The organism is Streptomyces sp. NPDC101237, from assembly GCF_044767465.1.
Classification (GTDB): domain Bacteria; phylum Actinomycetota; class Actinomycetes; order Streptomycetales; family Streptomycetaceae; genus Streptomyces; species Streptomyces gramineus.
The window spans coordinates 229,292-251,871 of record NZ_JBIWNY010000011.1 but is presented as its reverse complement, the minus strand read 5'-3'; the positions used below and the strand labels follow the sequence as shown (position 1 = coordinate 251,871).

At 73.2% G+C, this 22,580-nt stretch carries 21 protein-coding genes; 11 read left to right on the top strand and 10 right to left on the bottom strand.

The genetic code is table 11. The features are described 5' to 3' along the window. Nucleotides 1–20 precede the first annotated feature (20 nt). Together ACIRQ9_RS19530 and ACIRQ9_RS19525 are read left to right on the top strand one after the other, a co-directional pair. Nucleotides 21–2,483 (top strand): SpoIIE family protein phosphatase, encoded by a 2,463-nt coding sequence (locus ACIRQ9_RS19530; protein ID WP_404174486.1) that lies wholly within the window; start codon nt 21–23, stop codon nt 2,481–2,483. Between the two features lie 67 nt (nt 2,484–2,550). After that, complete coding sequence (locus tag ACIRQ9_RS19525) at nt 2,551–2,907, top strand: PRC-barrel domain-containing protein (RefSeq protein WP_351314183.1); 357 nt, start codon at nt 2,551–2,553, stop codon at nt 2,905–2,907. A gap of 21 nt (nt 2,908–2,928) precedes the next feature. On the opposite strand, the gene ACIRQ9_RS19520 is transcribed toward ACIRQ9_RS19525, so the two are convergent. Both ACIRQ9_RS19520 and ACIRQ9_RS19515 read right to left on the bottom strand, forming a co-directional pair. Beyond that, the gene (locus tag ACIRQ9_RS19520) at nt 2,929–3,447 is read right to left on the bottom strand and encodes an STAS domain-containing protein (RefSeq protein WP_404174483.1); all 519 of its coding nucleotides are present in this window, start codon (nt 3,445–3,447) and stop codon (nt 2,929–2,931) included. Between the two features lie 261 nt (nt 3,448–3,708). Next, nucleotides 3,709–4,143, bottom strand: coding sequence for a MarR family winged helix-turn-helix transcriptional regulator (locus tag ACIRQ9_RS19515; RefSeq protein WP_404174480.1), 435 nt, complete (start codon nt 4,141–4,143; stop codon nt 3,709–3,711). A 197-nt stretch (nt 4,144–4,340) separates the two neighbouring features. Between ACIRQ9_RS19515 and ACIRQ9_RS19510 the strand changes: the two genes are divergently transcribed. After that, complete coding sequence (locus ACIRQ9_RS19510) at nt 4,341–5,507, top strand: PP2C family protein-serine/threonine phosphatase (RefSeq protein WP_404174477.1); 1,167 nt, start codon at nt 4,341–4,343, stop codon at nt 5,505–5,507. Between the two features lie 594 nt (nt 5,508–6,101). On the opposite strand, the gene ACIRQ9_RS19505 is transcribed toward ACIRQ9_RS19510, so the two are convergent. Both ACIRQ9_RS19505 and ACIRQ9_RS19500 read right to left on the bottom strand, forming a co-directional pair. Continuing rightward, nucleotides 6,102–6,605, bottom strand: coding sequence for a MarR family winged helix-turn-helix transcriptional regulator (locus ACIRQ9_RS19505; RefSeq protein WP_404174474.1), 504 nt, complete (start codon nt 6,603–6,605; stop codon nt 6,102–6,104). Nucleotides 6,606–6,707: 102 nt separating this feature from the next. Then, nucleotides 6,708–7,193, bottom strand: a complete 486-nt coding sequence (locus ACIRQ9_RS19500) for a lipocalin-like domain-containing protein (RefSeq protein ID WP_404174471.1) — start codon at nt 7,191–7,193, stop codon at nt 6,708–6,710. Here ACIRQ9_RS19500 and ACIRQ9_RS19495 point away from each other — a divergent pair. After that, nucleotides 7,148–7,579 carry a hypothetical protein gene (locus ACIRQ9_RS19495; protein WP_404174468.1) on the top strand — a complete coding sequence of 144 codons (432 nt, stop codon included), beginning with the start codon at nt 7,148–7,150 and terminating at the stop codon, nt 7,577–7,579. The two genes, ACIRQ9_RS19500 and ACIRQ9_RS19495, sit on opposite strands and share 46 nt — an antisense overlap. 64 nt (nt 7,580–7,643) lie before the next feature. On the opposite strand, the gene ACIRQ9_RS19490 is transcribed toward ACIRQ9_RS19495, so the two are convergent. Next, entirely contained in the window at nt 7,644–8,312 is a 669-nt protein-coding gene (locus ACIRQ9_RS19490; protein ID WP_404174465.1) for a 3-oxoacid CoA-transferase subunit B, read from the bottom strand. Between the two features lies 1 nt (nt 8,313). After that, complete coding sequence (locus tag ACIRQ9_RS19485; RefSeq protein ID WP_404174535.1) at nt 8,314–9,120, bottom strand: CoA transferase subunit A; 807 nt, start codon at nt 9,118–9,120, stop codon at nt 8,314–8,316. 295 nt (nt 9,121–9,415) lie between these two features. On the opposite strand from ACIRQ9_RS19485, the gene ACIRQ9_RS19480 reads away from it, so the two are divergent. The 6 genes from ACIRQ9_RS19480 to ACIRQ9_RS19455 are packed head-to-tail and all read left to right on the top strand — an operon-like array spanning nt 9,416 to nt 15,244. Next, nucleotides 9,416–10,651 (top strand): substrate-binding domain-containing protein, encoded by a 1,236-nt coding sequence (locus tag ACIRQ9_RS19480; RefSeq protein ID WP_404174462.1) that lies wholly within the window; start codon nt 9,416–9,418, stop codon nt 10,649–10,651. Between the two features lie 4 nt (nt 10,652–10,655). After that, the gene (locus ACIRQ9_RS19475) at nt 10,656–11,468 is read left to right on the top strand and encodes an ABC transporter ATP-binding protein (RefSeq protein WP_404174459.1); all 813 of its coding nucleotides are present in this window, start codon (nt 10,656–10,658) and stop codon (nt 11,466–11,468) included. Continuing rightward, complete coding sequence (locus tag ACIRQ9_RS19470) at nt 11,465–12,262, top strand: ABC transporter ATP-binding protein (protein ID WP_404174456.1); 798 nt, start codon at nt 11,465–11,467, stop codon at nt 12,260–12,262. Before ACIRQ9_RS19475 ends, ACIRQ9_RS19470 begins: the two co-directional genes overlap by 4 nt. Further along, on the top strand, nt 12,262–13,149 hold the full coding sequence (locus tag ACIRQ9_RS19465) for a branched-chain amino acid ABC transporter permease (RefSeq protein ID WP_404174453.1): 888 nt from the start codon (nt 12,262–12,264) through the stop codon (nt 13,147–13,149). The genes ACIRQ9_RS19470 and ACIRQ9_RS19465 overlap by 1 nt, the downstream gene beginning before the upstream one ends. Further along, complete coding sequence (locus ACIRQ9_RS19460; RefSeq protein ID WP_404174450.1) at nt 13,146–14,279, top strand: branched-chain amino acid ABC transporter permease; 1,134 nt, start codon at nt 13,146–13,148, stop codon at nt 14,277–14,279. Before ACIRQ9_RS19465 ends, ACIRQ9_RS19460 begins: the two co-directional genes overlap by 4 nt. Next, the gene (locus ACIRQ9_RS19455) at nt 14,276–15,244 is read left to right on the top strand and encodes an alpha/beta fold hydrolase (protein WP_404174447.1); all 969 of its coding nucleotides are present in this window, start codon (nt 14,276–14,278) and stop codon (nt 15,242–15,244) included. Before ACIRQ9_RS19460 ends, ACIRQ9_RS19455 begins: the two co-directional genes overlap by 4 nt. Before the next feature lie 63 nt (nt 15,245–15,307). Here the strand turns inward: ACIRQ9_RS19455 and ACIRQ9_RS19450 are convergent, their stop codons facing one another. The 3 genes from ACIRQ9_RS19450 to ACIRQ9_RS19440 all read right to left on the bottom strand — a co-directional run bounded on the left by ACIRQ9_RS19450 (nt 15,308) and on the right by ACIRQ9_RS19440 (nt 19,710). Further along, a complete protein-coding gene (locus ACIRQ9_RS19450; protein WP_404174444.1) occupies nt 15,308–17,257 on the bottom strand; it encodes a helix-turn-helix domain-containing protein in 1,950 nt (649 codons plus the stop codon). Between the two features lie 126 nt (nt 17,258–17,383). After that, a complete protein-coding gene (locus ACIRQ9_RS19445) occupies nt 17,384–18,781 on the bottom strand; it encodes an MFS transporter (RefSeq protein ID WP_404174441.1) in 1,398 nt (465 codons plus the stop codon). A 101-nt stretch (nt 18,782–18,882) separates the two neighbouring features. Next, nucleotides 18,883–19,710 carry a 3-hydroxybutyrate dehydrogenase gene (locus tag ACIRQ9_RS19440; protein WP_404174438.1) on the bottom strand — a complete coding sequence of 276 codons (828 nt, stop codon included), beginning with the start codon at nt 19,708–19,710 and terminating at the stop codon, nt 18,883–18,885. Between the two features lie 256 nt (nt 19,711–19,966). Between ACIRQ9_RS19440 and ACIRQ9_RS19435 the strand changes: the two genes are divergently transcribed. Then, a complete protein-coding gene (locus ACIRQ9_RS19435) occupies nt 19,967–21,430 on the top strand; it encodes a PHB depolymerase family esterase (RefSeq protein ID WP_404174435.1) in 1,464 nt (487 codons plus the stop codon). A 75-nt stretch (nt 21,431–21,505) separates the two neighbouring features. Here ACIRQ9_RS19435 and ACIRQ9_RS19430 read toward each other — a convergent pair whose 3' ends face one another. Then, the gene (locus tag ACIRQ9_RS19430) at nt 21,506–22,561 is read right to left on the bottom strand and encodes an NlpC/P60 family protein (protein ID WP_404174432.1); all 1,056 of its coding nucleotides are present in this window, start codon (nt 22,559–22,561) and stop codon (nt 21,506–21,508) included. Between the last annotated feature and the right edge of the window lie 19 nt (nt 22,562–22,580).

Here is a 22,580-nt window from a genome sequence, read left to right as displayed (position 1 = left end):
AGCCGAGAAACAGGCCCACCGTGAGTGAACTCCCTCTCCCGTCCGAACCTCCGCGACCACTCGCCGGCGCCGACGGCGGACAGCCCGCCGGAGCACCGGCCGGCACCGCCTCCGGCGCGCCGGACGAGACCGGCCGGTCGTCCCCGATCGGCAGGCTGGCGGCGACCGTGGAGCGGCTGCGCGCCGAGGTGCGGGCGGCGCACGCCGAGGCGGACGGGCGCGCCCTGATCGAGCTGGCCAAGGGCATCCTCGTCGAACGGCTCGGCTGCGGCCCGGCCCAGGCGGCCCGGCAACTGGCCGAACTCGCCGAGCAGGCCGGGGTGACGCCGCTGGAGTTCGCGGTCGACGTCATCAACCAGGCCGCACGCGACCGGATGTCCGAGGTGACCGCCGCCTTCCTCGCGGCCACCGCGGCCGGTACCGAGGCCGTCGACCCCGCGGGCGGCCACGCCTCGGCCGTACGGCTGCGGGCCGCCGAGAGCGGCGCGCTCGCCGCCCACGACAGCCAGGCCGTGGCCGAGTCCCTGATGGAGCACGCGCTGGCCCCGCTCGGCGCGGAGGCGGTCGCCATCTGGGCGCTGGGCGCCGACGGCTCGCTCACCCTGGCCGGCCACGCCGGATTCTCCTCGGCCGAGGCCGGACGCTGGCGGCACGTGCCCCCGGGAGTGGCGACGGTGGCCCGCCGCGGCCTCACCGAACGCTCCGGGCACTGGATCGGCAGCCTGGCCGCGACCGGGCTGCCGTCCATCGGCCAGCACCAGCATCCCGAGGGCGGCCGGGTCGCCGTGGCCGCCGGCACCGGCGGGCGCATCCACGGCGTGCTGGAGATCGTCTGGCCCGGCCCCCAGGATTCGCCCTCCGCACCGGTCGTCCGGCAGATCGAGGCCCTGGCCGAGCTGTGCGCGCACACCCTGGACACCGGTTCCCCGGACCACGCCCACGGCGGCGCCCCGCCCGTGCTGCCCGGCCTCTCCGAGCTGATGGACCTGGCCGACGGTCTCCACGACCCCGCTCTGGTGCTCGTGCCACACCTGGACGCCGGCGGCGACCTCGCCGACTTCCGCATCCACCACGTCAACGGCCGCTTCCTGGATCCCGCCGGCAGGTCCCGGGCCGTCATCAGCGGCGCGCTGCTGCTGGAGGCCTACCCGATGGCCGCCGGACACAGCGAGCTGTTCGAGCGGATCGAGCGGGTCTACGCCACCGGCGAGCCCTACCGCGCCCACCGCATGCGGCTCACCGCCCTCGTCGACGACGTCCCCCTCGCGGCCGTCGCCGACATCAACATCAGCCGGCACGGCGGCTGCGTCCTGCTCATCTGGCGCATCGAGGACGAGACCGCCCGGCTGGCCAGCCTGCTCCAGCACGCGCAGCGCCTGGGCCGGATCGGCGGCTTCGAGGAGAACCTCCTCACCGGCGAGATCACCTGGAACGGCCAGCTCTACCACCTCTACGGCAAACCCGACTCCGGCGCGCCGGTGCCGCTGGAGGACCTGCCCGTCCACGCCCATCCCGACGACGCCGTCGCCATCGGCCGCTTCCTGCGCACCCTGCTGCACCACCGCAGGCCCGCGTCCGCCGCCTTCCGGCTGCAGCGCCCGGACGGCGTGACCCGCCACATCCGGGTGGTGGCAGAGCCGGTACTCGACTCCGGCGGCCAGCTGTACGTCGTCCGCGGCGCCTACCAGGACATCTCCGCGCACCACTGGACGGAGGTGGCGCTCGCCGCGACCCGCGACCAGCTCGCCCACACCGAGCAGCAGGCCAGCGAACGCAACCGGCTCACCCTCCAGCTCCAGCACGCCATCATGCCGCCCGCGGGAGCCCCGCTGGCGGTGCCCGGACTGAACCTCGCGGTGCGCTACCGGCCCGCGGAGACCCAGCACCTGGTCGGCGGCGACTGGTACGACGCGGTCCTGCTGCCGTCCGGGCTGGTGCTGGTGTGCGTGGGCGACGTCGCCGGGCACGGCATCGAGGCGGCCACCAGCATGGTGGTCCTGCGCAACGCGCTGCGCGGTCTCGCCGTGACCGGTGCCGGACCGGGGCAGCTGCTGTCCTGGCTGAACATGGTCACCCACCACCTGACCGGCGCCGTCACCGCGACCGCGGTGTGCGGCCTGTACGACCCCGACCGGCACACCCTGCGCTGGGCCCGGGCCGGCCATCTGCCGCCCGTGCTGGTCCGCGGCGGCGACGCGGAGCCGTTGCCGCTGGTCAAGGGGATGCTGTTGGGTGCCGTACCGGAGGCCGTGTACCAGGAGCACGAGGTGCAGCTCGCCGTGGACGACACGCTGCTGATGTACACGGACGGCCTGATCGAGCGCCGTGACCGGTCCGTGGAGGAGTCCCTGGCGCAGCTGCTGACGACCGCGCGCACCGTTCCCGCGACCCTGGACCAGGCGCTGGACCGCCTGCTGACCCACAGCAAGTCCGACACCGACGACGACACCTGCCTGGTGGGCATCCGCGTGGCGCCGTTCTGAGCGCCGCCGGGACGGTCGGCGGCGTCAACCGCGGGATCAGGGGTACCTGACCCTACGGAGGTGTCACATGTTCGAAGCAGGTGATATCCGAGAGTGGCGCGGCCACGACGTGGTCGACACCTTCGGGCACAAGGTCGGGATCCTGGAATCGGTCTACGTCGACACGGCGACCGACCAGCCGAGCTACGCCACCGTGACCGTCGGCCTGCCCACGCGCCGGCGCCTGGTGTTCGTCCCGCTCGACGGGGCGACCGTCGGACCTGGCTACCTGAAGGTCGCCCACGAGAAGGACACGGTCAAGAAGGCGCCGTCCATCGACACGGACGGTGAGCTGCCGGCCGACCAGGAGCCCGCCGTGTTCGCGCACTACTCCCTCGACTACACCCCGGGTGCCGGTGGTGAGCGCCGCCTGGCCCGCCGCTGACCCGGCGCACGCGACGGCCGATTAGGAGAGCCGATGAGCCTTTTTCTGCTGCTGATCCTCGTGGCCCTCGTCCTGGGCATCATCGGGTTCACCGTTCACGGACTGTTCTACCTGCTGGTCATCGGTGCCGCGGTGCTGCTGGCCGACCTCTTCTACGCGGGCTTCAGGCTCCGGCACGCGGGGCGCCGCCGGATCGTGCGCTGACCCAGGGCCGCCCTCGACGACGGTGAACAGCCTGAGGGCGCCGGTGATCGTCAGGAGCCGGCTCACGGCGGGCCGCAGCGGGCCGACCAGGACCAGGTCGCGCCCGGAGGACTGATGCCGCCGACGGGCCTCGATGAGGGCGTTGAGCAGCATGCTGTCCGCGAAGGTGACCCCCGTCAGGTCGATCGCGGTGCGGGGCATGGCCGCCTGGTCGGCGGCTTCCCAGGCACGGTCGAAGCCGTCGACGGCGGCATAGTCGACGTCCCCGCTCACGGTGATCACGAAGGACTGCTCGTCGCGGTCGACGTGCGCTCTCAGTTCGGGAGCCGCGGGCATCGAGCCATCCTCGTGTCGTGTCCCGGATTTTCGAGACATGGCGCACAGTTGACGCAAATCGCATCAGAAGCAGGGTATTCGGACAAGGTAAGAGCGTTTCTCAGAACAGTTGTCGTTTGACAATAATAGCCATGAGGCAACAGAGTAGCCGAGTCGGACGTACACGGGGAAGGACCTGGAATGCTCCGGTGGACAGGGACCGCCCCCGGCGCCGGCCGCCGTCGCCGTGGAGCGGCGGCGGCCGGCTGCCGAGCGGGCTGTTCAGGCGGTCCGGCTGTCGGACTCGGGGGTCTCGCCGGGTATCTGCGTCGCCGCGGTGGCGCAGAACGCCTCCAGCCCCTCCAGGAGGGCCACGCGCTTGGCGGCGGGCATGTCCGCCAGCACCTTCTGCAGCTCGCTCTCGCGGCGGACCCGCAGATCGGCCAGGAAGGAGCGGCCACGGGCGCTGAGATGCAGCCGTACCTCGCGCCGGTCCTCCGCGCCCACCACGCGCTCGATGAATCCCGCGGCCTGTAGCCGGTCGCACAGCCTGCTGGTGGACGGCGGGGTGGAGGCGAGGGATTCGGCGAGCGTGCGCAGGTTGATGCCGTCGTGGTGCTCGAGGATGTGCAGCACCCGCAACTGGGAGGCGGAGGTAGGCGCGGTCGACGCACGGCCCCACACAACTTCCAGCAGCTCAACGGCCTTGGTGGTCACACGTGCGACCTCATCGGGCTCTGGGCGGCGGCGGAAGGCAGTCACGATCACACTCTCGCAGGCTCTGGGGCGCCTTTCAGCCTACTAGGAGCCCCAGCCCTGTCCGACCCCTCGGAACGACCGACGCGGCTCTCGCGAGGCCCGCCACCCCGGCCGGCCCGCGCGTTGCCGGGAGAAAGAATGGTGCATTACTCATCGTGAACAGATTCCAGACCGCTGAGCGCGCGGTGCGCACGGCGCCTCCCCACGAGTTGCTCGACGCCGTGCGCGCCGTGCTGACCGAGCAGTACGGCGCGCAGTCCGTCGAGCTGTTCATGGCCGACTACGGCCTGACGGCGCTTCAGCCGGTGTCGGTGCGGCCGCACAACCTGGTGACGGTTCCGGTGCACGGCAGCCCCGCAGGGCGGGCCTTCGGCTCGCAGGAGCCCTACAGCGAGGAGGGCCGTGACCAGAGCGTGCGCGTGCACCTGCCGGTCAGCGTGCGCGGCGACCGGCTCGGCGTGCTGTCCGTGACGCTGCCCGGCGACGAGGCGGCCCGCGCGTCCGTGGCCGAACTGGCCGAGATCGCCGAGGTGCTCGGCCACGAGGTGCTGGTGGCCGAGCGTGACACGGACCTGTATCTCCAGGCCCGCCGCAAGGACCGGCTCACCCTGGCGGCCGAGATGCAGTGGCAGCTGCTCTCGGGCCGCTCCTGCACCCGCCCCGAGTACGACCTCGGCGGCCAGCTGGAGCCCGCCTACGCCGTCTTCGGCGACAATTTCGACTGGTCGGCCACCGCCGACCACCTGATGCTGTACGTGACGAACGGGATGGGCGAGGGCATAGAGGCGGCTCTGCTGACCAGCCTGGCCATCAACGCCCTGCGCAACGCCCGCCGTGCCGGGATCTCCCTGGCCGACCAGGCGGCCCTGGCCGACCAGGCCGTGTACGCCCACTACCGGGGCCGCTGCTACCTGTCCGTCCTCATGTTCGACTTCGACCTGGACAGCGGACGGGTGAGTGTCGTGGACGCGGGCTCCCCGCTGCTGCTGCGGCTGCGCGGCGGCACCGTCGAGCGGATCCCCTTCGAGGCCCAGCTGCCCCTCGGCATGTTCGAGGAGACGGACTACGTCGCGCAGGAGTTCGAGGTGGAGCCCGGCGACCGGCTCGTCTTCGTCAGCGACGGCGTGCACGAGGTGAACTCCCCGAAGGGCGAGGCGTACGGCGACCGGGCCCTGGCCCGCGCCATACACTCCACCCGGCTGCTGCCCGCCGCCGAGGTGCCCCGCGCCATACTGCGCGAACTGGCGGTCCACCGGGGCGAGGACGTCCTGGCCACGGACGACGCCCTGGTGGTCTGCCTGGACTGGCGAGGCCGCCCCTGACCCCCGCGACCGGTGACCACCCCTGGCGCCCGCGCGGCCGGCCCTTCCGGCCGCCACCGGCAGGCCGCCGCGACCGCCGCACGCCCGGAGGTGCCGGCGGCGCGCGGACGCACGGTCGGCGCTCCGGCCGTCTCCGACGCCGGGCCGCCGTGACCGCCGCACACCTGGGGGAGCCCAAGGCGTGCGGCGCCCCTGCGGCCGGTGCGTCCGGCCGCGCGTCGGCAGGCCCTCCCGGCTGCCGCGACCGCCGCACGCCTGGAGGTGCCGGCGGCGCGCGGACGCACGGTCGGCGCTCCGGCCGTCTCCGACGCCGGGCCGTCCGGGCCGGCATGACCGCCGCACACCTGGGGGAGCCCCCGGCGTGCGGCGCCCCGTGGCCTGCCCGCGTGCCGTGTGCCCGAGGGAGCCGGCGGCGTGAAGGGGCCGTGCTGCCTGCCGGGGTGCTCGGCCTCACGGCCGTGATCGCCGGTGTGCCGAGCCGGGCGGGCCGCCGGAAGCCCGGCTCCGTGAGCCGGGCTTCCGGCGGCCCAGGTGTGGGCCGCGCCGGAACGGGTCCGCACCGGTGCCGAGGCGGGCCGACGGCCGGTGGGGCGGTCAGGGACCGCCGTCCCGGTGCTGCCGTGCCGTCCGGTCATGGGCGGTGAGGAACCCCCGGAGCCCCTGCCCGAGAGCCTCCCGGTCGGCCGGATCCATCGCCGCTAGCACCGCCGTCAGGGCGTCCGCGCGGTGCGAGGCCACCTCGTCCAGGATCCGGTGGCCCTGCCGGGTCAGGAGCAGCCGCACCTCGCGCCGGTTGCGCGGATGCAGCTCCCGCTCCAGCAGCCCGGCCGCCTCCAGCCGGTCGCACAGCCTGCTCGCGGTCGGCAGCCCGATCCGCATGGCCACCGCCAGCGAGGTCAGGTTGAGGCCCGGTTCCTCCCGCAGGATCCGCAGCGCCCGCAGCTGGTGCGGCGACAGACGCAGGTTCGCGCCCTGCGCCGCGTCCGACCACAGATGGGCGAGCCGGTCCACGGCGTCCGCCAGTACGGGGGCGAGCGGCACGGGACCGTCGCGCGGTCGACCTGATCGGTCGTCCCTGGAACCACTCAGACCAGTCACGGAGGCATCGCTTTCCGACTCCCGCTGCCATTGCACGTATCACCTATGCAAACGCCGTACCCGAAGAGCCGCCGGGCAAGCACGTCAGGTCAGGTCCGTCACTCAGGACAGTCTGCGCCAGGTGAGCTCGGCGATGCGGTCAGCGCCCCACAGGCGGGTCGCAGTGGCGACGCGCAGCACGAGGTCCGGGCCGTCGAAGCCCACCTCACGGACCTGGGCCCGGCCGATCCAGTTCGGGAAGAGGCTGGTGGTGACGTGGTGCTCGACGGTGGTGGGACCGACGACCTCGAACGGGCCGCCGTAGGCGAGATAGCCGGCCGCGGCCCGGGCCAGCTCGTCGTCCGCCGCGTCCTCCAGGCGCGCCGACCGCAGGGGCGGACGGTCACCACGGCCCAGCTGGGCGGACATGTGTCCCTCGGCGGTGTAGACGATCAGGCCGTACGGCGCGGGGCCGAGCGGGCTGACGGTCTCGCCCGCGGTGCTCGTGGCGGTGTACGACACGAGCCGCCAGGCACCGATCAGCCGCTCGCGGACCGCGTCGCGTGCCGCGCGGCCGTCCGCGGCTGTCGTGGGGTCGGGTTCGGACACGGCGGAGCCGCCTTTCGTCGTGGGGGAGGGTCCGCCGGGCCCCGTCCGCGTACCTGAGCGAGCAGCACCGCGACACCCCGGCCACCGGCTGCGCGCTGGTCCCGCTCGGTGCCGCCGCGGGACGCGACGGCACCGACGGCGACGTCCACCTCAAGGACGCCTACGAGCGCCAGGTCCGCGCCTACCTCGACCTGATCGCGGGCCTCGACGAGAACGCCGAGGACGCCGAGGAGGCCAGGGCCGAGGCCGTGCTCACGCTCAGCGCCCTGGTCGGCGCGGTCCTCATGTCCCGGGCCGTGGCCGACGGCGACCTCTCCGACGAACTCCTGGAAACGGTCAACCGCCGGCTCAAGCACCGCGCCGGGTCCCGGCCCGCGCGGCCCTGACGCACCCTCGCCGCGCCGGGCACTCCGTAGGGGCCCGAAGCCCCGCTGACAAGAGCCGGGTTGCTCAGACCGGTCGCGCGCCGACGACCGGGGTCGCGCCCTCGTCGACGAGGAGTCCGGCCCCGGTCGCCGCCTGGACCTCCGCCACGGTGACACCGGGAGCGGTCTCCACCAGGCGCAGACCCTCGGCCGTGACATCGATGACGGCCAGGTCGGTGATCACCCGGTCCACCACCCGGCGCCCCGTGGCGGGAAGGGTCAACTCCTCGACCAGCTTGGGGCTGCCGTCCCTGGCGACGTGTTCCATGACGACCAGCAGCCGGCGCGCCCCGTGGACCAGGTCCATCGCCCCGCCCATGCCCTTGACCATCTTCCCGGGGATCATCCAGTTGGCCAGGTCGCCGCGGGCCGAGACCTGCATGGCGCCCAGCACGGAGACGTCGATCCGGCCGGCCCGGATCATGCCGAAGGACAGGGCCGAGTCGAAGTAGGCGGTGCCGGGGAGGGCGGTCACCGTCTCCTTGCCGGCGTTGACGAGATCGGGGTGTTCCTCGCCGTCGTACGGGTAGGGGCCCACGCCCAGGACGCCGTTCTCCGAGTGCAGCACCACGTGCACCCCGTCCGGCAGATGGCCGGGGATCAGGGTGGGCAGACCGATGCCCAGGTTCACGTACTGGCCGTCGCGCAGTTCCCGGGCGGCGCGGGCGGCGAGCTGGTCGCGGTCGAGCGGCATGTCAGTTCTCCTCCGAGTCGGTGCGCCCGGCGGCCGCTTCGGCGCGGGTGCGCGCCGGGCGCACGGTGCGGCGTTCGACGCGTTTGTCCAGCGACGCGTCGGCGGCCACCACCCGGTCCACGTACACGCCCGGCAGATGGACGGCGTCCGGCGGCAGTTCACCGGCCTCCACGATGCGTTCCGCCTCCACGACGGTCACCCGCCCCGCCATCGCGCACAGCGGGTTGAAGTTGCGGGCGGCCGCGTGGAAGGCGCAGTTGCCGTGCCGGTCGGCGACCGCCGCCCGCACCAGGGCGAAGTCGGCGGTGATGGCCTCCTCCAGCAGGTAGCGGCGGCCACCGAACTCGCGGGTCTCCTTGGGCAAGGACGCCACCGCGACACCGCCGTCGGGAGTGTGCCGCCAGGGCAGCCCGCCCTCCTCGACCTGGGTGCCCACGCCGGCCGGGGTGTAGAAGGCGGGGACACCGGTGCCGCCCGCCCGCAGACGCTCGGCGAGCGTGCCCTGCGGGGTCAGCTCCACCTCCAGTTCGCCGGACAGGTACTGGCGGGCGAACTCCTTGTTCTCGCCCACGTAGGAGGAGGTCATCCGGGCGATGCGCCCGGCGCGCAGCAGCAGCCCCAGCCCCCAGTCGTCCACACCGCAGTTGTTGGACACGATCCGCAGACCGGACACGCTCGCCTCCGACAGCGCGGCGATCAGCGTCGAGGGGATGCCGCACAGCCCGAAACCGCCGACCGCGACGGTCGCACCGTCGGGAATGTCCGCCACTGCCCGCGCGGCCGCGGCCACCACTTTGTCCATGCCGATTCCTTCTCCACAGAGGTAGCTACCGTGCGCCGGCCCGGATCCGCACACGACGTCACGACGGCGACCGGCCGCCCCTCACCCTTGCCCGCACCCGCCGTCACCGGCCATGTGTGCCGCAGCCACGACCTGGCCGCCAAGAGCGGTGACCGCCCACATGCCGCCCGCCGTACCGCGCTTCTAGGGTTCCGGCCATCACACAGCGCGCCACCCCGCCGGCGGACCGGTGCCGTCGTCCCGGACGAGGCCGACGGCACCCGGCGGGCGGAGCGCGCCACACGGTCAGGAGCCGATCACCATGCCGTCCAGCCTCACGTACGCCCTCCGAAGCAGATCCCTTCGTGCGCTCACCCTCCTCGCCACCGGCGCCCTCCTCGCCGGATGCTCCTCGGCCGGCACCGCGGGCACCTCCTCCGACAGCTCCGACGGCGGGGCCGCCACCGTCAAGGTCGGCCTGGTCTACTCCCGCAGCGGCCTGCTCGCCGCCTACGGCAAGCAGTACGAGGAAGGCTTCAGGGCGGGACTCGCCTACGCCACGCACGGCACGAACACGGTGGACGGCCACCGGATCGAGGTCACCGAACAGGACGACGCCGGCGACCCGGCGAAGGCCGTCGCCGCGGCGAAGTCCCTCGTCGGCAAGGGATACAAGATCCTCGCCGGCACCACCGACTCGGGCGTGGCGCTCCAGGTGGCGCCGCTGGCCGCCCAGAACAAGGTCCTCTACGTCAGCGGTCCGGCCGCCACCGACGCGGTCACCGGCGTCAACGCCTACACCTTCCGCTCGGGACGGCAGTCCTACCAGGACATCCTCACGGCCGGGACCCTGCTCGGCGACGCCAGGGGCAAGAAGGTCACCGTGCTCGCGCAGAACTCGGCCTTCGGCAAGGCCAACGTGGACGCGGTGAAGGCGGTCCTCGGCAAGGAGGGCGCGCACGTCGGCTCGGTGCTCGCCCCGCCGAGCGCCACCGACCTGACGCCGTTCGCCCGGCAGACCGGAGCAGGCGGCCCGGACCTGGTGTTCGTCGCCTGGGCGGGCTCCAACGCCCCCGCCCTGTGGACCGCGCTGAGCCAGCAGGGCGTGCTGAAGGCGAGCAAGGTCGTCACCGGACTGGCGGGCACCGCCTCCTACCCGGTCTTCGGCCCCGCCGGTTCCAAGGTCGCCTTCCTCGCCCACTACTTCCCGGGCGCCGGAGGGGACAACCCGGTCGAGAAGGCCATGCTGGACGGCATCACGAAGGCGGGCGGCACCCCCGACCTCTTCAGCCCCGACGGCTTCACGGCCGCCCAGATGATCGTGCACGCGATCGGCTCCGGCAGCGCCACGGACACCGCCGCCATGGCGAAGGCGCTGGAGGGCTGGACCTTCGACGGACCCAAGGGCAGGGAGCGGATCCGGGCCGCGGACCACGCGCTGCTCCAGCCGATGTTCACCGCCCGCCTCAAGGGAAGCGGCACCGCCGCCCGGCCGCAGCTGATCGACACCGTCCCGATGGCCCAGGTCGCGCCGCCGGCCGCCGGCACGGCGGGCTGACCCGATGTCCTCCTCGAACACGGCGTCCCCGAACGCCGCCGGCGCCTTCGACGACCGGGACCCCGCCGCCGTCACGGCGCCGGTGCTCCGGCTGCGCGACATCGGCTGGACGGTCGGCGGCGCGACGATCGTCGACTCCGTCTCCTTCGACGTCCGCCCGGGCGAGTTCCTCGCCTTCATCGGCCCGAACGGCGCGGGCAAGACCTCCCTGTTCAACCTGGTCAGCGGAGTCAGCCCGGTCTCGCGCGGCACCATCGAACTGGACGGCCACGACGTCACCGCCGAAGCCGCCTACGCCCGGGCCCGGCGCGGACTCGGACGCACCTTCCAGACCTCCAGCCTGTGGCCCGGGATGACGGTCGCCGACCACGTGCGGCTCGCGGCCCAGGCCGCCGAGGGCGGATCGTTCCGGGTGTGGCGCCGCGCCGGCACCTACCCGGATCTGGTCGACCGGGTGCTGACGCGCGCGCAGCTCGCCCACCGCGCCGACGTCGGCGCCGACGCCCTCTCGCACGGCGAGAAACGCAAACTCGAACTCGCGGTGCTGCTCGTCGGCGAACCCCGGCTGATGCTGCTGGACGAGCCGATGGCCGGGGTGAGCGCCGAGGAGGTGCCCGCGCTGACCGAACTCATCCACTCCCTGCACAAGGACGAGGGGCGCACCGTGCTGATGGTCGAACACCACATGGACGTGCTGCTCGAACTGGCCGACCGGGTGGCCGTCCTGCACCACGGCACGCTCCTCGCGCTGGACACCCCGCAGGCCGTGATGGCCGACCCCACGGTGCAGCAGGCCTACCTCGGGGAGGAACGGTGACCCCCGCACCCTTGCTGACCGTGCGTGACCTGCGGGTGGTGATCGGGAGCAGGCACATCCTGCACGGCGTCGACCTGGAGGTGGCGGCCTCGGGCACGACGGCACTCCTGGGCCGCAACGGAGCCGGCAAGACGACGACGGTACGCGGCATCCTCGGCCTGGTCCCCCGCACCGGAAGCGTCCTGCTGGCAGGCGAGGAGACGGTACGCCTGGCCACCCACGCCCTGGTGCGCCGCGGCGTCGGCTACGCGCCCGAGGACCGCGGCGTCTTCGCCGCCCTCAGCGTCGCCGAGAACCTGCGCCTCGCCGAGCGGCCCGGAGCCGGAGAACCGGCCTACGGCCTCGTGCACGACCTCTTCCCCGAGCTGCGGCGACGAGCCCGGCAGGCCGCCGGCACCCTGTCCGGCGGCCAGCAGCAGATGGTCGCCATCGCCCGGACCCTGCTCAACGGCAACCGGCTGATCATCGCGGACGAGCCCACCAAGGGGCTGGCCCCCAAGGTGGTCACGGAGGTCGCCCAGGTCCTTGAGCGCGCGGCCGAGGCCGTGCCGGTGCTGCTCGTCGAACAGAACCTCGCCGTGGTGCGGCGCCTCGCCCGCGACTGCGTCGTCCTCGCCGACGGCCGCACCGCGCACCGGGGCCCCGCCGGCGACCTGCTCGCCGACGCCGAGGCGGCCCGTCGGCTGCTCGGCGTCGCCGGCACCGGCCACGGCGGCGCCGCACAGGCGCCCGCCGGCCCGTCCCCTCACCTCGCGGCCCGCCCCGCCGCCCGGCTCCCGGAGGCCGACACCTGATGCCCACCGTCGTCCTGCTCGTCTTCACCGGCCTCGGCCTCGGGGCCCTGTACTTCCTGGTCGCCTCCGGACTCTCCCTGATCTTCGGGCTGATGGACGTGCTCAACTTCGCCCACGGCGCCCTGCTGACCGTCGGCGCCTACGGCACCTGGTGGGCCGCGTCCGGCCACCTGCCCGGTGCCGGACCCGGCGGCGCGGGGTTCGCGCTCGCCGTCGTCTTCGGCACCGCGGTGGGCACCGTCGCCGCCGTCCTGCTCGAACTCGCCGTGATCCGCCCGCTCTACACCCGCCCGCGCGAACAGATCCTCGCCACGGTGGGCGTCGGCCTGGCCGTCCCGGCCCTGCTGTCCGCGATCTGGGGCTCCGACGCCCGGCCCTTCCCCGGCCCGAAGGCCCTCGCCGGCACCTTCGGCCTGCTGGGCGCCGAAGTACCGCTCGATCGCCTGGTACTGATCGGCGCGGCCGTGCTCGTGCTGGCCGCGCTCCGGCTGTTCCTCGGCCGCACCCGGCACGGGCTGGTGGTCCGCGCGGGAGTGGAGGACCGGGCGATGGTCACCGCACTCGGCATCGACGTGCGGAAGGCCTTCACCCTGGTCTTCGCCCTCGGCGGCGCGGCGGCGGCCCTCGGCGGCGCCCTCGGCGGCCTCTACTTCGGCTCCGTGGACCCCGGACAGGGCACCTCCCTGCTCATCTTCGCCTTCGTGGTCGTCGTCACGGGCGGCATGGGCTCGCTCACCGGCGCCGCCCTGGCCTCGGTGGCCGTGGGCCTCGTCCAGCAGTTCGCCAACTACTACACCACCGCCGGACTCGGCGACCTCGCCGTCGTCGTCCTGCTCGCCGCCCTGCTGCTCGTCCGGCCGCGAGGGCTCACCAGGAGGCTCGCATGACCATCGTCACCCAGCCACGCGGCCCGGCGCGCGCCGGTGACCGCACCGCCGCCACCCGTCGGGAGCGGCTGCGGCACGCCTCCCGCCGGTGGCCCCTCGCACTGCTGGCGGCGCTCCTCGTCGTGCCCTTCAGCGCGCTGCCCCTGCCCGTCCTGCTCGACGGCCCGATCGGCAGCCCCGGCAATCTCCAACTGCTCGCCCTCTGCCTTGTGTTCGGCGCCCTGGCCACCGGCTACGACCTGCTGCTCGGCCGCACCGGACTGCTGTCCTTCGGGCACGCGCTCTACTTCGCCACGGGCACCTACGTCACCGACATCGTCCTGCTCGAATCGGGCCTGTCGTTCGCCGTGTCCGCGCTGCTGGGACTCCTGGCGGGCACGGCACTCTCCGCCCTCCTGGGCGCGGTCAGCCTGAGGGTCGACGGGATCGCGTTCTCCATGGTGACCCTGGCCTTCGCGCAGGCCGCGTCGATCCTCGTGCAGCGCGACCCCGGCGGCGTCACCGGCGGCGAGGAGGGCAGGGCGGCTCCGGCCGACGGGCTGCCGGCCCCGCTGGTGGGCATCGAGCACACCCCGGCCCTGTACTGGACCGCCCTGGCCTACCTCGTCCTCGTGCTGGCCGTCGTGCAGTGGACCGTCCGCTCTCCGCTCGGGCGGGTCTGGGAGGGCATCAAGGAGAACGAGCGCCGGGTGGAGGTGCTGGGCCTGCGCCCCTACGGCTTCAAACTGGCCGCCTTCGTCATCGCCGGCACCCTGGCCGCGCTCGGCGGCATCGTGTACCTGCTGCTGACGGGCGGTGCCACTCCGCGCACCACCACCTCCGACTTCACCCTGTCCCTGCTGGTGATGGTGGTGCTGGGCGGTTCCGGCACCCGGTGGGGTCCCATGATCGGCGGCGTTCTCTACACCTGGGCCGACCAACGGCTCGGCGACCTCGCCGGATCGGAGACGGTCACCTCGCTGCCCACCGTGCTGCGGGCACCGCTCTCGCAGCCGCTGTTCCTGCTCGGGGCCCTGTTCGTCGCGGTCATCTATCTTCTTCCCGGCGGCGTGGTCAAACTGCCGGACCGCATCCGCACGGCCCGCCGGCATCGCGCCGGCGCCGAGCGAGGAGAGGTCGTGCCGTCATGAACCGCACTCCGGGAACCGCCGCCACGACCCGGCCGGAAGCCGGCCCACCGGCGCGCGAGGAACTGCTGGTACCGGTGCGCGGCGGTGAGCTGGCCGTGTCGCGCTGGCCCGCGCGGGATCCGGCCGCGCCGGTGGCCCTCGCGCTGCACGGCATCACGGCCAACGGCCTCAGCTGGGCACGCGTCGCCCACCACCTGGGCGGCCGGATGACGCTGGTGGCGCCGGACCTGCGCGGCCGGGGCCGCAGCGGGCGGCTGCCCGGCCCGTACGGCATCGCGGGCCACGCCGACGACATGGCCGCGGTGGCGGACACGCTCGGCCTGGAGCGGGTGGTGCTGGCCGGCCACTCGATGGGCGCCTTCGCCGCCGCCCTGACCGCCGTACGCCATCCGCACCTGCCGACGGCCCTGCTGCTGGTGGACGGCGGGGTGGGCTTCCCCGTCCCGGCGGACCTGGACCCGGACGAACTGCTCGACGCGGTGATCGGCCCGGCCGTGCGGCGGCTGTCGATGACGTTCCAGGACCGGGACGCCTACCGCGCGTTCTGGCGGAAGCATCCTGCCTTCGGCGGCAGTTGGTCACCGTGGGTGGACGCCTACATCCAGCGCGATCTCGTGGGCGAGGTGCCCGGGATGCGCTCCTCCTGCGACCGGGAGGCGGTCCGCGTCGACGGCGTCGACCAGCTCAGGGAGGAGGTGTCGGGCGCGGTGCACCGGCTGCCCCGCCCGGCCGTGCTCCTGTGGGCCGAGCGCGGGCTGATGGACGAGCCCCAGGGACTGTACGACGAGCACCGGCTCGCCGCCGCGGCCCTCGATCCTCAACGGGTGCGCACGCAGCGCGTGTCCGGCACCAACCACTACACGGTCCTCGTCGGTGACGAGGGCGCCCGGATCGTGGCGCGGAACCTCCTGGACGCGGCTCGGGCGCGGGGTGAGAGCGGGCCGGGCACCGCCCGGTCAGGGTGACCGTGTCATCCCTTCGGGGACGGCCGAGCGTGCGGCGGCCGCCCCCGCGCCCCCGCCCGCGCGTCAGACGCCCGACAGCAGGTGCAGACGCAGGGCGAGTTGGAGTTCCAGGGCCTGCTCGGGGGCGTTCCAGCCGGGGCCGAGCAGCGCCTGGACGCGGTCGAGGCGCTGCACGACCGTGTTCACGTGCACGTGCAGTTCCTCCTTCGCCCGGGTCAGGCTTCCGCCGCAGTCGAAATAGGCGCGCAGCGTACGGACCAGCTGGGTGCCGCGCCGGCTGTCGTACTCCAGCAGCGGACCGAGGGCCGCCGTGACGAAGCCGTCCACGTCGTGGTTGTCGCCGAGCAGCACGCCGAGGAAGCCGAGTTCGGTGACGCCCGCGCCCTGCCCGGTGCGGTCCAGGACGTGCAGCGCCCGCAGACAGCGCACCGCTTCGGTGTGCGCGTCGGCGATGGCCCGCGGTCCCGCGGCCGGACCCGTGCCGGCCACCGTGACCGGTGTGCCGATCAGCCGGCCGAGCTGTCCGGCGGCGAGACGGGCCGCCTCACCCGGCGCCGCGCCCTCACCGGGAAGCAGCAGGACCACGGCGGCCTCGTGCTCCGCGCTGACACCGCCGCTCCCGAACAGGTACCGCACGGCCGCGTCGGCGAGCCGCCCCCGCGCCTCGTCGTCGGTCCGGGCGACGAGCAGGACGTGCGGCCGGTCCAGGTCGAAGCCCAGGCGGCGGCCGCGGGCCACCAGACCCGCCGGGTCGCGGTCGGGCGCGGTGAGCAGATCGGTGATCAGGTCGCCGCGCACCCGGTTCTCCGTCTCGGCGACCGACCGCCGCAGCAGCAGGAGCAGCGAGGTCACGACGCTGCTCCGCTCGAACAGGCGCTGGTCGGGGCCGTCGAGGTCCGGCCGCCCGTACAGCACCAGACAGCCCAGCAGTTCCTGGCCCGCCAGCATCGCGCAGACCCAGCGCCCGTCACGGAACACCGCACGGGCGGCGGCACGCGACTTCTTCGCCGCCGCGACCAACGCGTCCGCCTCCGCCCGGCCCCCGTCCTGCGCCCCCTCGGCGCACGCGCCGCCGTCCGCGCCCACCGCGGTGAGCGGCCGACCCGACCCGTCGTGGACCGCGACGTCGCCCTTCAGCAGACCCGCCACGGCGGTGGCGACATCGGACACGTCGCCACCGCGCAGCACCAGATCGGTGAGCCGGTCGTGGGACTCCTCGGCGCGCTGAACGGCCGCGGAATGCTCCCCGATCACGGCGTTGGCCTCGGCCAGTTCGGCCAGCGCGGACCGTGCGTCGGCCATGGCCTTCGCGGTGTCGATCGCGATGGCCGCGTGGTCGGCCAGCGAGCAGAGCAGGGCCACCTCGTCCGGGGCGAAGGTGCGGGGCGTGCGGTCGGCCGCGAAGAGGGCCCCGATGACCTGGCCGCCGCTTCCCGACCCCAGCAGCAGGGGTACGCCGAGGATCGCGACCAGTCCCTCGTCCAGGACTCCGGCGTCGATGCTGCCGGTGTGCAGGAAGCGGTCGTCCGTGCGGTAGTCGTGGGTGGCGTAGGGCCGCGCGGTCTGCGCGACCAGACCGCCGAGCCCCTCGCCCAGTTGCAGGCGCAGGTTCTGGAACAGCCCGGACACCGAGCCGTCGGTGACCCGCATGAAGGTGTCACCGGCCTCCTCGTCGGGCAGCGTGAGGTAGGCGGTGTCGGTGCCCAGGAGCAGGCGGGCCCGCCGGACGATGGACCGCAGTACGGCGTCGAGGTCGCGCAGCGCGGCCAGATCCCCCGCGGTGTCGAAGAGCGCCGTCAACTCGGCCTCTCGGCGCCGGTGCTGACGCAGCGTGCTCTGCACCCGCAGGGCCGCTTCGGTGGCCTTCTCCACCTCCCTCAGATCCTCGGCGCAGGCGCCGTCGCGGCGCGCGTCGGCGGCGACGGTGCCGAGTTCCTCGGCGGGAGCGCCCGCGGCGAGCAGCTCCAGCAGCCGGCGCAGGTGACGGGAGACGGGGACGGGGGAGTGCGGCATGGGTGGGCTACCGTTGCGGAGTCGGTGGACGGTGGTGTGGGGGCACGGCCTGGAGCGTACGGCCGATGCGGGCCGGTGTCCCCCGGCAGGGAGGACACCGGCCCCGATGACGTGCGGCCGGTACCGTCAGGCGGAGGCGGCCGGCTGCTGCTCCGGGGCCGCTCCGGCCACGGAGCCGCCCGGCCCGACGGCCGACAGGTCCCGGCCGCGGGTCTCGCGGGCGGCGACGACGGCGATGACGGTGACCAGCGCGGCCAGACCCACGTACACCGAGATCGGGGTGGCGTCGCCGTAGGAGCTCAGCAGCGCGGTCGCGATCAGCGGAGCCGGGGCGCCCGCCGCCACCGAGGAGAGCTGGGCCCCGATGGACGCGCCGGTGTAGCGCATCCGGGTCGCGAACAGCTCCGAGAAGAAAGCGGCCTGGGGCGCGTACATGGCGCTGTGGAAGACCAGCCCGACGGTGACGGCCAGGACCAGCGAGGGGAACGACCTGGTGTCCAGCAGGGCGAAGAAGGCCCACGACCACAGGCCCACGCCGACCGCGCCCACCAGGTACACCGGCTTCCGGCCGACCCGGTCCGAGAGCGCGCCGAACAGCGGGATCAGACAGAACTGCACGGCCGAGCCGATGAGCACGGCGTTCAGCGACGTCTGCTTGTCGATCTTGAGGTGTTCCACGCAGTACGTGAGGACGAACGCGGTGATCACGTAGTAGGAGATGTTCTCGGCCATCCGCGCGCCCATCGCGACCAGCACGTCCCGCCAGTGGTGACGCAGGACGGCGACGAACGGCGGCTGCTCGGCCCGCTGTCGCGCCTTGCGCCGTTCGGCCTTGGCCAGCGCCTCCTTGAACAGGGGCGACTCGTCGACGGACAGCCGTATCCACAGACCGATCATGACCAGGACGGCCGAGAGCAGGAACGGCACCCGCCAGCCCCAGGAGTCGAACGCGTCGTCGCTGAGCACGCTGGTCATCAAGGAGAGCACGCCGACGGCGATCAGGTTGCCGGCCGGAGCGCCGGCCTGCGGCCACGAGGCCCAGAACCCGCGCCGTTCGGCCTCACCGTGCTCGGAGACCAGCAGGACGGCCCCGCCCCACTCGCCGCCCAGGGCGAACCCCTGGATCAGACGCAGGGTGGTCAGCAGCAGGGGGGCGGCGACGCCGATCGTGTCGTAGCCGGGGACGCAGCCGATCAGGGCGGTCGAGAGCCCCATCATCAGCAGGCTGATCACCAGGAGCTTCTTGCGTCCGAGGCGGTCGCCGAAGTGACCGAAGACCACGGCGCCGACCGGCCGGGCGGCGAAGCCGATGGCGTAGGTGAGGAAGGACAGCAGCGTCCCGGTCAGCGGGTCCGAGTCGGGGAAGAACACACGGCCGAACACGAGGGCCGCGGCCGAGCCGTACAGGAAGTAGTCGTACCACTCGATGGTGGTGCCGATCAGACTGGCCGCGACGATCTTGCGCAGGCCTGCCGGCCGCGTCGGGGTGCCTGGGTCGTTCACGGCGTTGTGAGCGCTGGGCATGGTGGTCACCGTTTCGGAGGGAGAGGGGAGCGGAACCGCCGGGCCCGGTCGGCGTGGGGGACGGCGGGAACGGGCCGGGGGAGGGGGGTGGTGCCGGGCGTTCAGCGGGCGGTCCAGCCGCCGTCGAGAGGGATCGAGGTGCCGGTGATGGAGGCGCTGCGTTCGGTGCACAGCCACAGGGCCGCCTCGGCGACCTCGGCCGGCTCGATCAGCCGTTTGATCGCGGTGCGGTCCAGGAACACCTGGTCCACCACGTCGGAGGCCGGGATGCCGTGGGCGCGTGCCTGGTCGGCGATCTGTCCCTCGACCAGCGGTGTGCGGACGTAGCCGGGGCTCAGGCAGTTGCTGGTCACGCCGTGCGGGGCGCCTTCCAGGGCGACCACCTTGCTCAGGCCCTCCAGCGCGTGCTTCGCCGTCACGTACGCGGACTTGTAGGCGCTGGCCCTGAGTCCGTGCACGGACGAGATGTTGACGACCCTGCCCCACCCGTGCGTGTACATGTGGGGCAGGGTGCGGCGCAGGATGCGGAACGGCGCTTCCACCATGACCCGCTGGATCAGCGTGAAGCGCTCCGGCGGGAACTCGTGCAGCGGGGCGACGTGCTGCAGACCGGCGTTGTTGACCACGATGTCCGCGTCGTCCGGCAGCGCGTCGACGGCCTGGGCCTCGGAGAGGTCGGCCACGACGGCGGTGCCGCCGATCGACGCGGCCACCTCCTTGGCGGTCTCGCCGGCCCGGTCCACGACGTACACCTCGGCACCGGCCGCGGCGAAGCCTTCCGCGCAGGCCCGGCCGATGCCGCTGGCGGCGCCGGTGACCAGGACCCTGCGGCCGGCCAGGAAGCCGGCCGGCGCCGGACCGGACGCGGCGGTGTCCCCGGGCCCGGGGTGTCGGGGTGAGCCCTCGTCGGGGCTCTTGGTGCTGTCCATGGCCGAACACGGTAGGGAGGAAGCGGTCGATGAGACATGTGGGCCGTCGCCATACCTGCGGTCCACCGGATGGTGTTCACCGCCGTCCCGTGCCGGCCGGCCCGCGGGACTCCCCGCATGTCACAGCGCCACCGCCCGCACCATGGGTGCGGGAGCCACGGTGGGCGGCGCGGTCCTGGACGCCGCTCACATGTCGCGGCCCGGACCGCCGGTCGTACGTTCCGTCTCCCTCCCCACCACTCATCGGAGTCGCATCATGCTTCACTCCACCTGGCGTGGAACGTTCCGGCGGACCGCACTGGCCGCCGCGCTGGCCGCCGTCGTCACGGGCCTCGGCGTCGTCGTCCCCGTCGCGTCGAGCGCCGCCGCGGCCGGCACCCTCCAGCAGGTCACCGACTTCGGCTCCAACCCCGGCAACCTGGCGATGTACGAGTACGCGCCGTCCGGCCTGGCCGCCGGCGCACCGCTGGTGGTCGCCCTGCACGGGTGCACCCAGTCGGCGAGCGACTACCACGCGCACTCCGGCTGGCAGAAGTTCGCCGACCAATGGGGCTTCGCCGTGGTGTACCCGCAGACCGGCTCGGCCAACAACAGCCTGTCCTGCTTCAGTTGGTTCGACTCGTCCAAGGACACCCGGGGCAAGGGCGAGGCGGCCTCGGTCAAGCAGATGGTCGACACCGCCGTGGCGCAGTACGGTTCGGACCGCACCCGCGTCTTCGTCACCGGGCTGTCCGCCGGCGGCGGCATGACCGCGGACCTGCTCGCCGACTACCCGGACGTGTTCGCCGGGGGCGCCGTCGACTCGGGCCTGCCCGCGCAGTGCGCCACCACGCAGACCGCCGCCTCCGGCTGCCAGTACAGCGGCCAGAACCTCACCCCGAAGCAGTGGGGCGACAAGGTCCGCAACTCCAATCCGGGGTACACCGGCCCGTGGCCGCGGGTGGCCGTCTGGCAGGGGTCCTCCGACACCACCGTCGCCCCCGTCAACGGCACCGAGCTGCGCGACCAGTGGACCGACGTCTGGGGCATCGGCCAGACCGCCTCCAGCACCCGCAGCCTCACCGGCGGCACCACCGAGAGCATCTACGACGACAGTACCGGCAAGGCCGCGGTCGCCCTGTTCTCCGTCTCCGGCATGGCCCACGGCCTCGCGGTGAACCCCGGTTCGGGGGTCGACCAGTGCGGCACCACGGGCACCTACTACCTCACCTACATCTGCTCCAGCTACCACACCGCGAAGTTCTGGGGCCTGGACGGCAGCGGCGGCACAGGCACCGGTTCCCTGCCCGCCCCGTCCGGCCTCACGGTCACCGGTACCACCGGCACCGGCGCCTCGCTGGCGTGGAACGCCGTGAGCGGCGCCGCCTCCTACCACGTCTACCGGGGCGGCTCGAAGGTCGGCTCCGCGACGGGTACCACCTACACCGACAGCGGCCTGTCCGCCGGCACCGCCTACAGCTACACCGTCGCGGCGGTCGACTCCTCCGGAGCGGTCGGCGCGTCCTCCGCGGCGGTCACGGCGACGACGACCGGCTCCGCGCCCGCGTGCTACACCGCCGACAACTACCAGCAGGTGCAGGCCGGGCGGGCCCACCAGACCGGCGGCTACACCTACGCCAACGGCTCCGGACAGAACATGGGCCTCTACAACGTGGCCGTCACCCACACACTGAAGGAGACCTCACCGGGCTACTTCGTCATCGCGGACTCCGGCTGCTGAACCACGGCACGGGCGGAAGACGGCGACGGCTTGCCACCGGTGTGGTGGCAAGCCGTCGGGGCCGGTTCCGCCGGGTCACAGCCGTTTCGCGCTGCGGAACAGCTTGGCGTAGAAGCCGTTGCCGTCGATGCGGGAGACACCGCCCGCGTCGCCGATCGTGGGGCCGTTCTGCTCCTTGCGGCTGGAGATGAAGACCTTGTGGCCCTCGGTGTCCAGGCCCAGGTACAGGGCGACGTGGTCGATGTGGTCGGCGGTACGGTGGTCCATCTTGAAGAACAGCAGGTCACCGGGTTGCAGCATGTCGGTGTTCTTCGGACGCGTGTACCAGGGCGACGGGCCCTGGAGCTTGATGATGTCGACGCCCGTCTTGGAGCGGGCCATGCCGTTGGCGGAGCGCGGCAGGCCGTCGCCCAGGGTGTCGCTGGCCATCAGCGGATAGCGGGACCGGTAGCCCCACACCATCCGCATGAAGCCCGAGCAGTCCAGGGCGCGGTAGCGCTCCGGGCGCGGGCTCATCGTCGTCCCGTTGCGGAACGTGTAGGGGATGCCGAGGTAGTCGTAGAAGTCGTTCTGCTCCAGGCGGTCCACACCGTCCGCCTTGTACGGGCCGAACACCGCGTCGCCCGCGTACGGCACGCCTGCGGAGTCCTTCTTGACCGGCACGCCCTGCACGTACTGGAAGGCGATCGCGAAGATGTCGTCCTCCTGGCTGCCGTAGTACTGCTTGAACCAGTCCTTGAACCACTGCTGGTTCTCGGCGCCCTTGGTCCACGGCTCCGACATGAGACGGACCCAGTCGTCGGTGATCACCTTGGTGCCGGTGTTCGCCGGCTCGGTGAACGTGCGGGAGGGACCCTTGAGGGTCGCGGTGCGGGCGCCGTCGGTGAAGGTGGCGATGATCGCGCCCTTGCCGTCGCGCAGCACGGACCGCGCCGGGTCGTTCAGCCGCTCCCAGGTCTGTTTGCCGGTGGCGTTGCCCGAGTTCTGCAGTGCGTTGTCGGTGACCGTCTGGGCGGCCGGGACCTTCGCCTGTTCGTCCTTGCGTAGTTCGTAGGTGAAGTACGCGCTGCCCGCGAGCAGCGCCAGCACCGTCGCCGTGTGGACGACGGGGCGGCCTTTGCGCTTCGGCATGGTGAGGGGCTCCAGGATT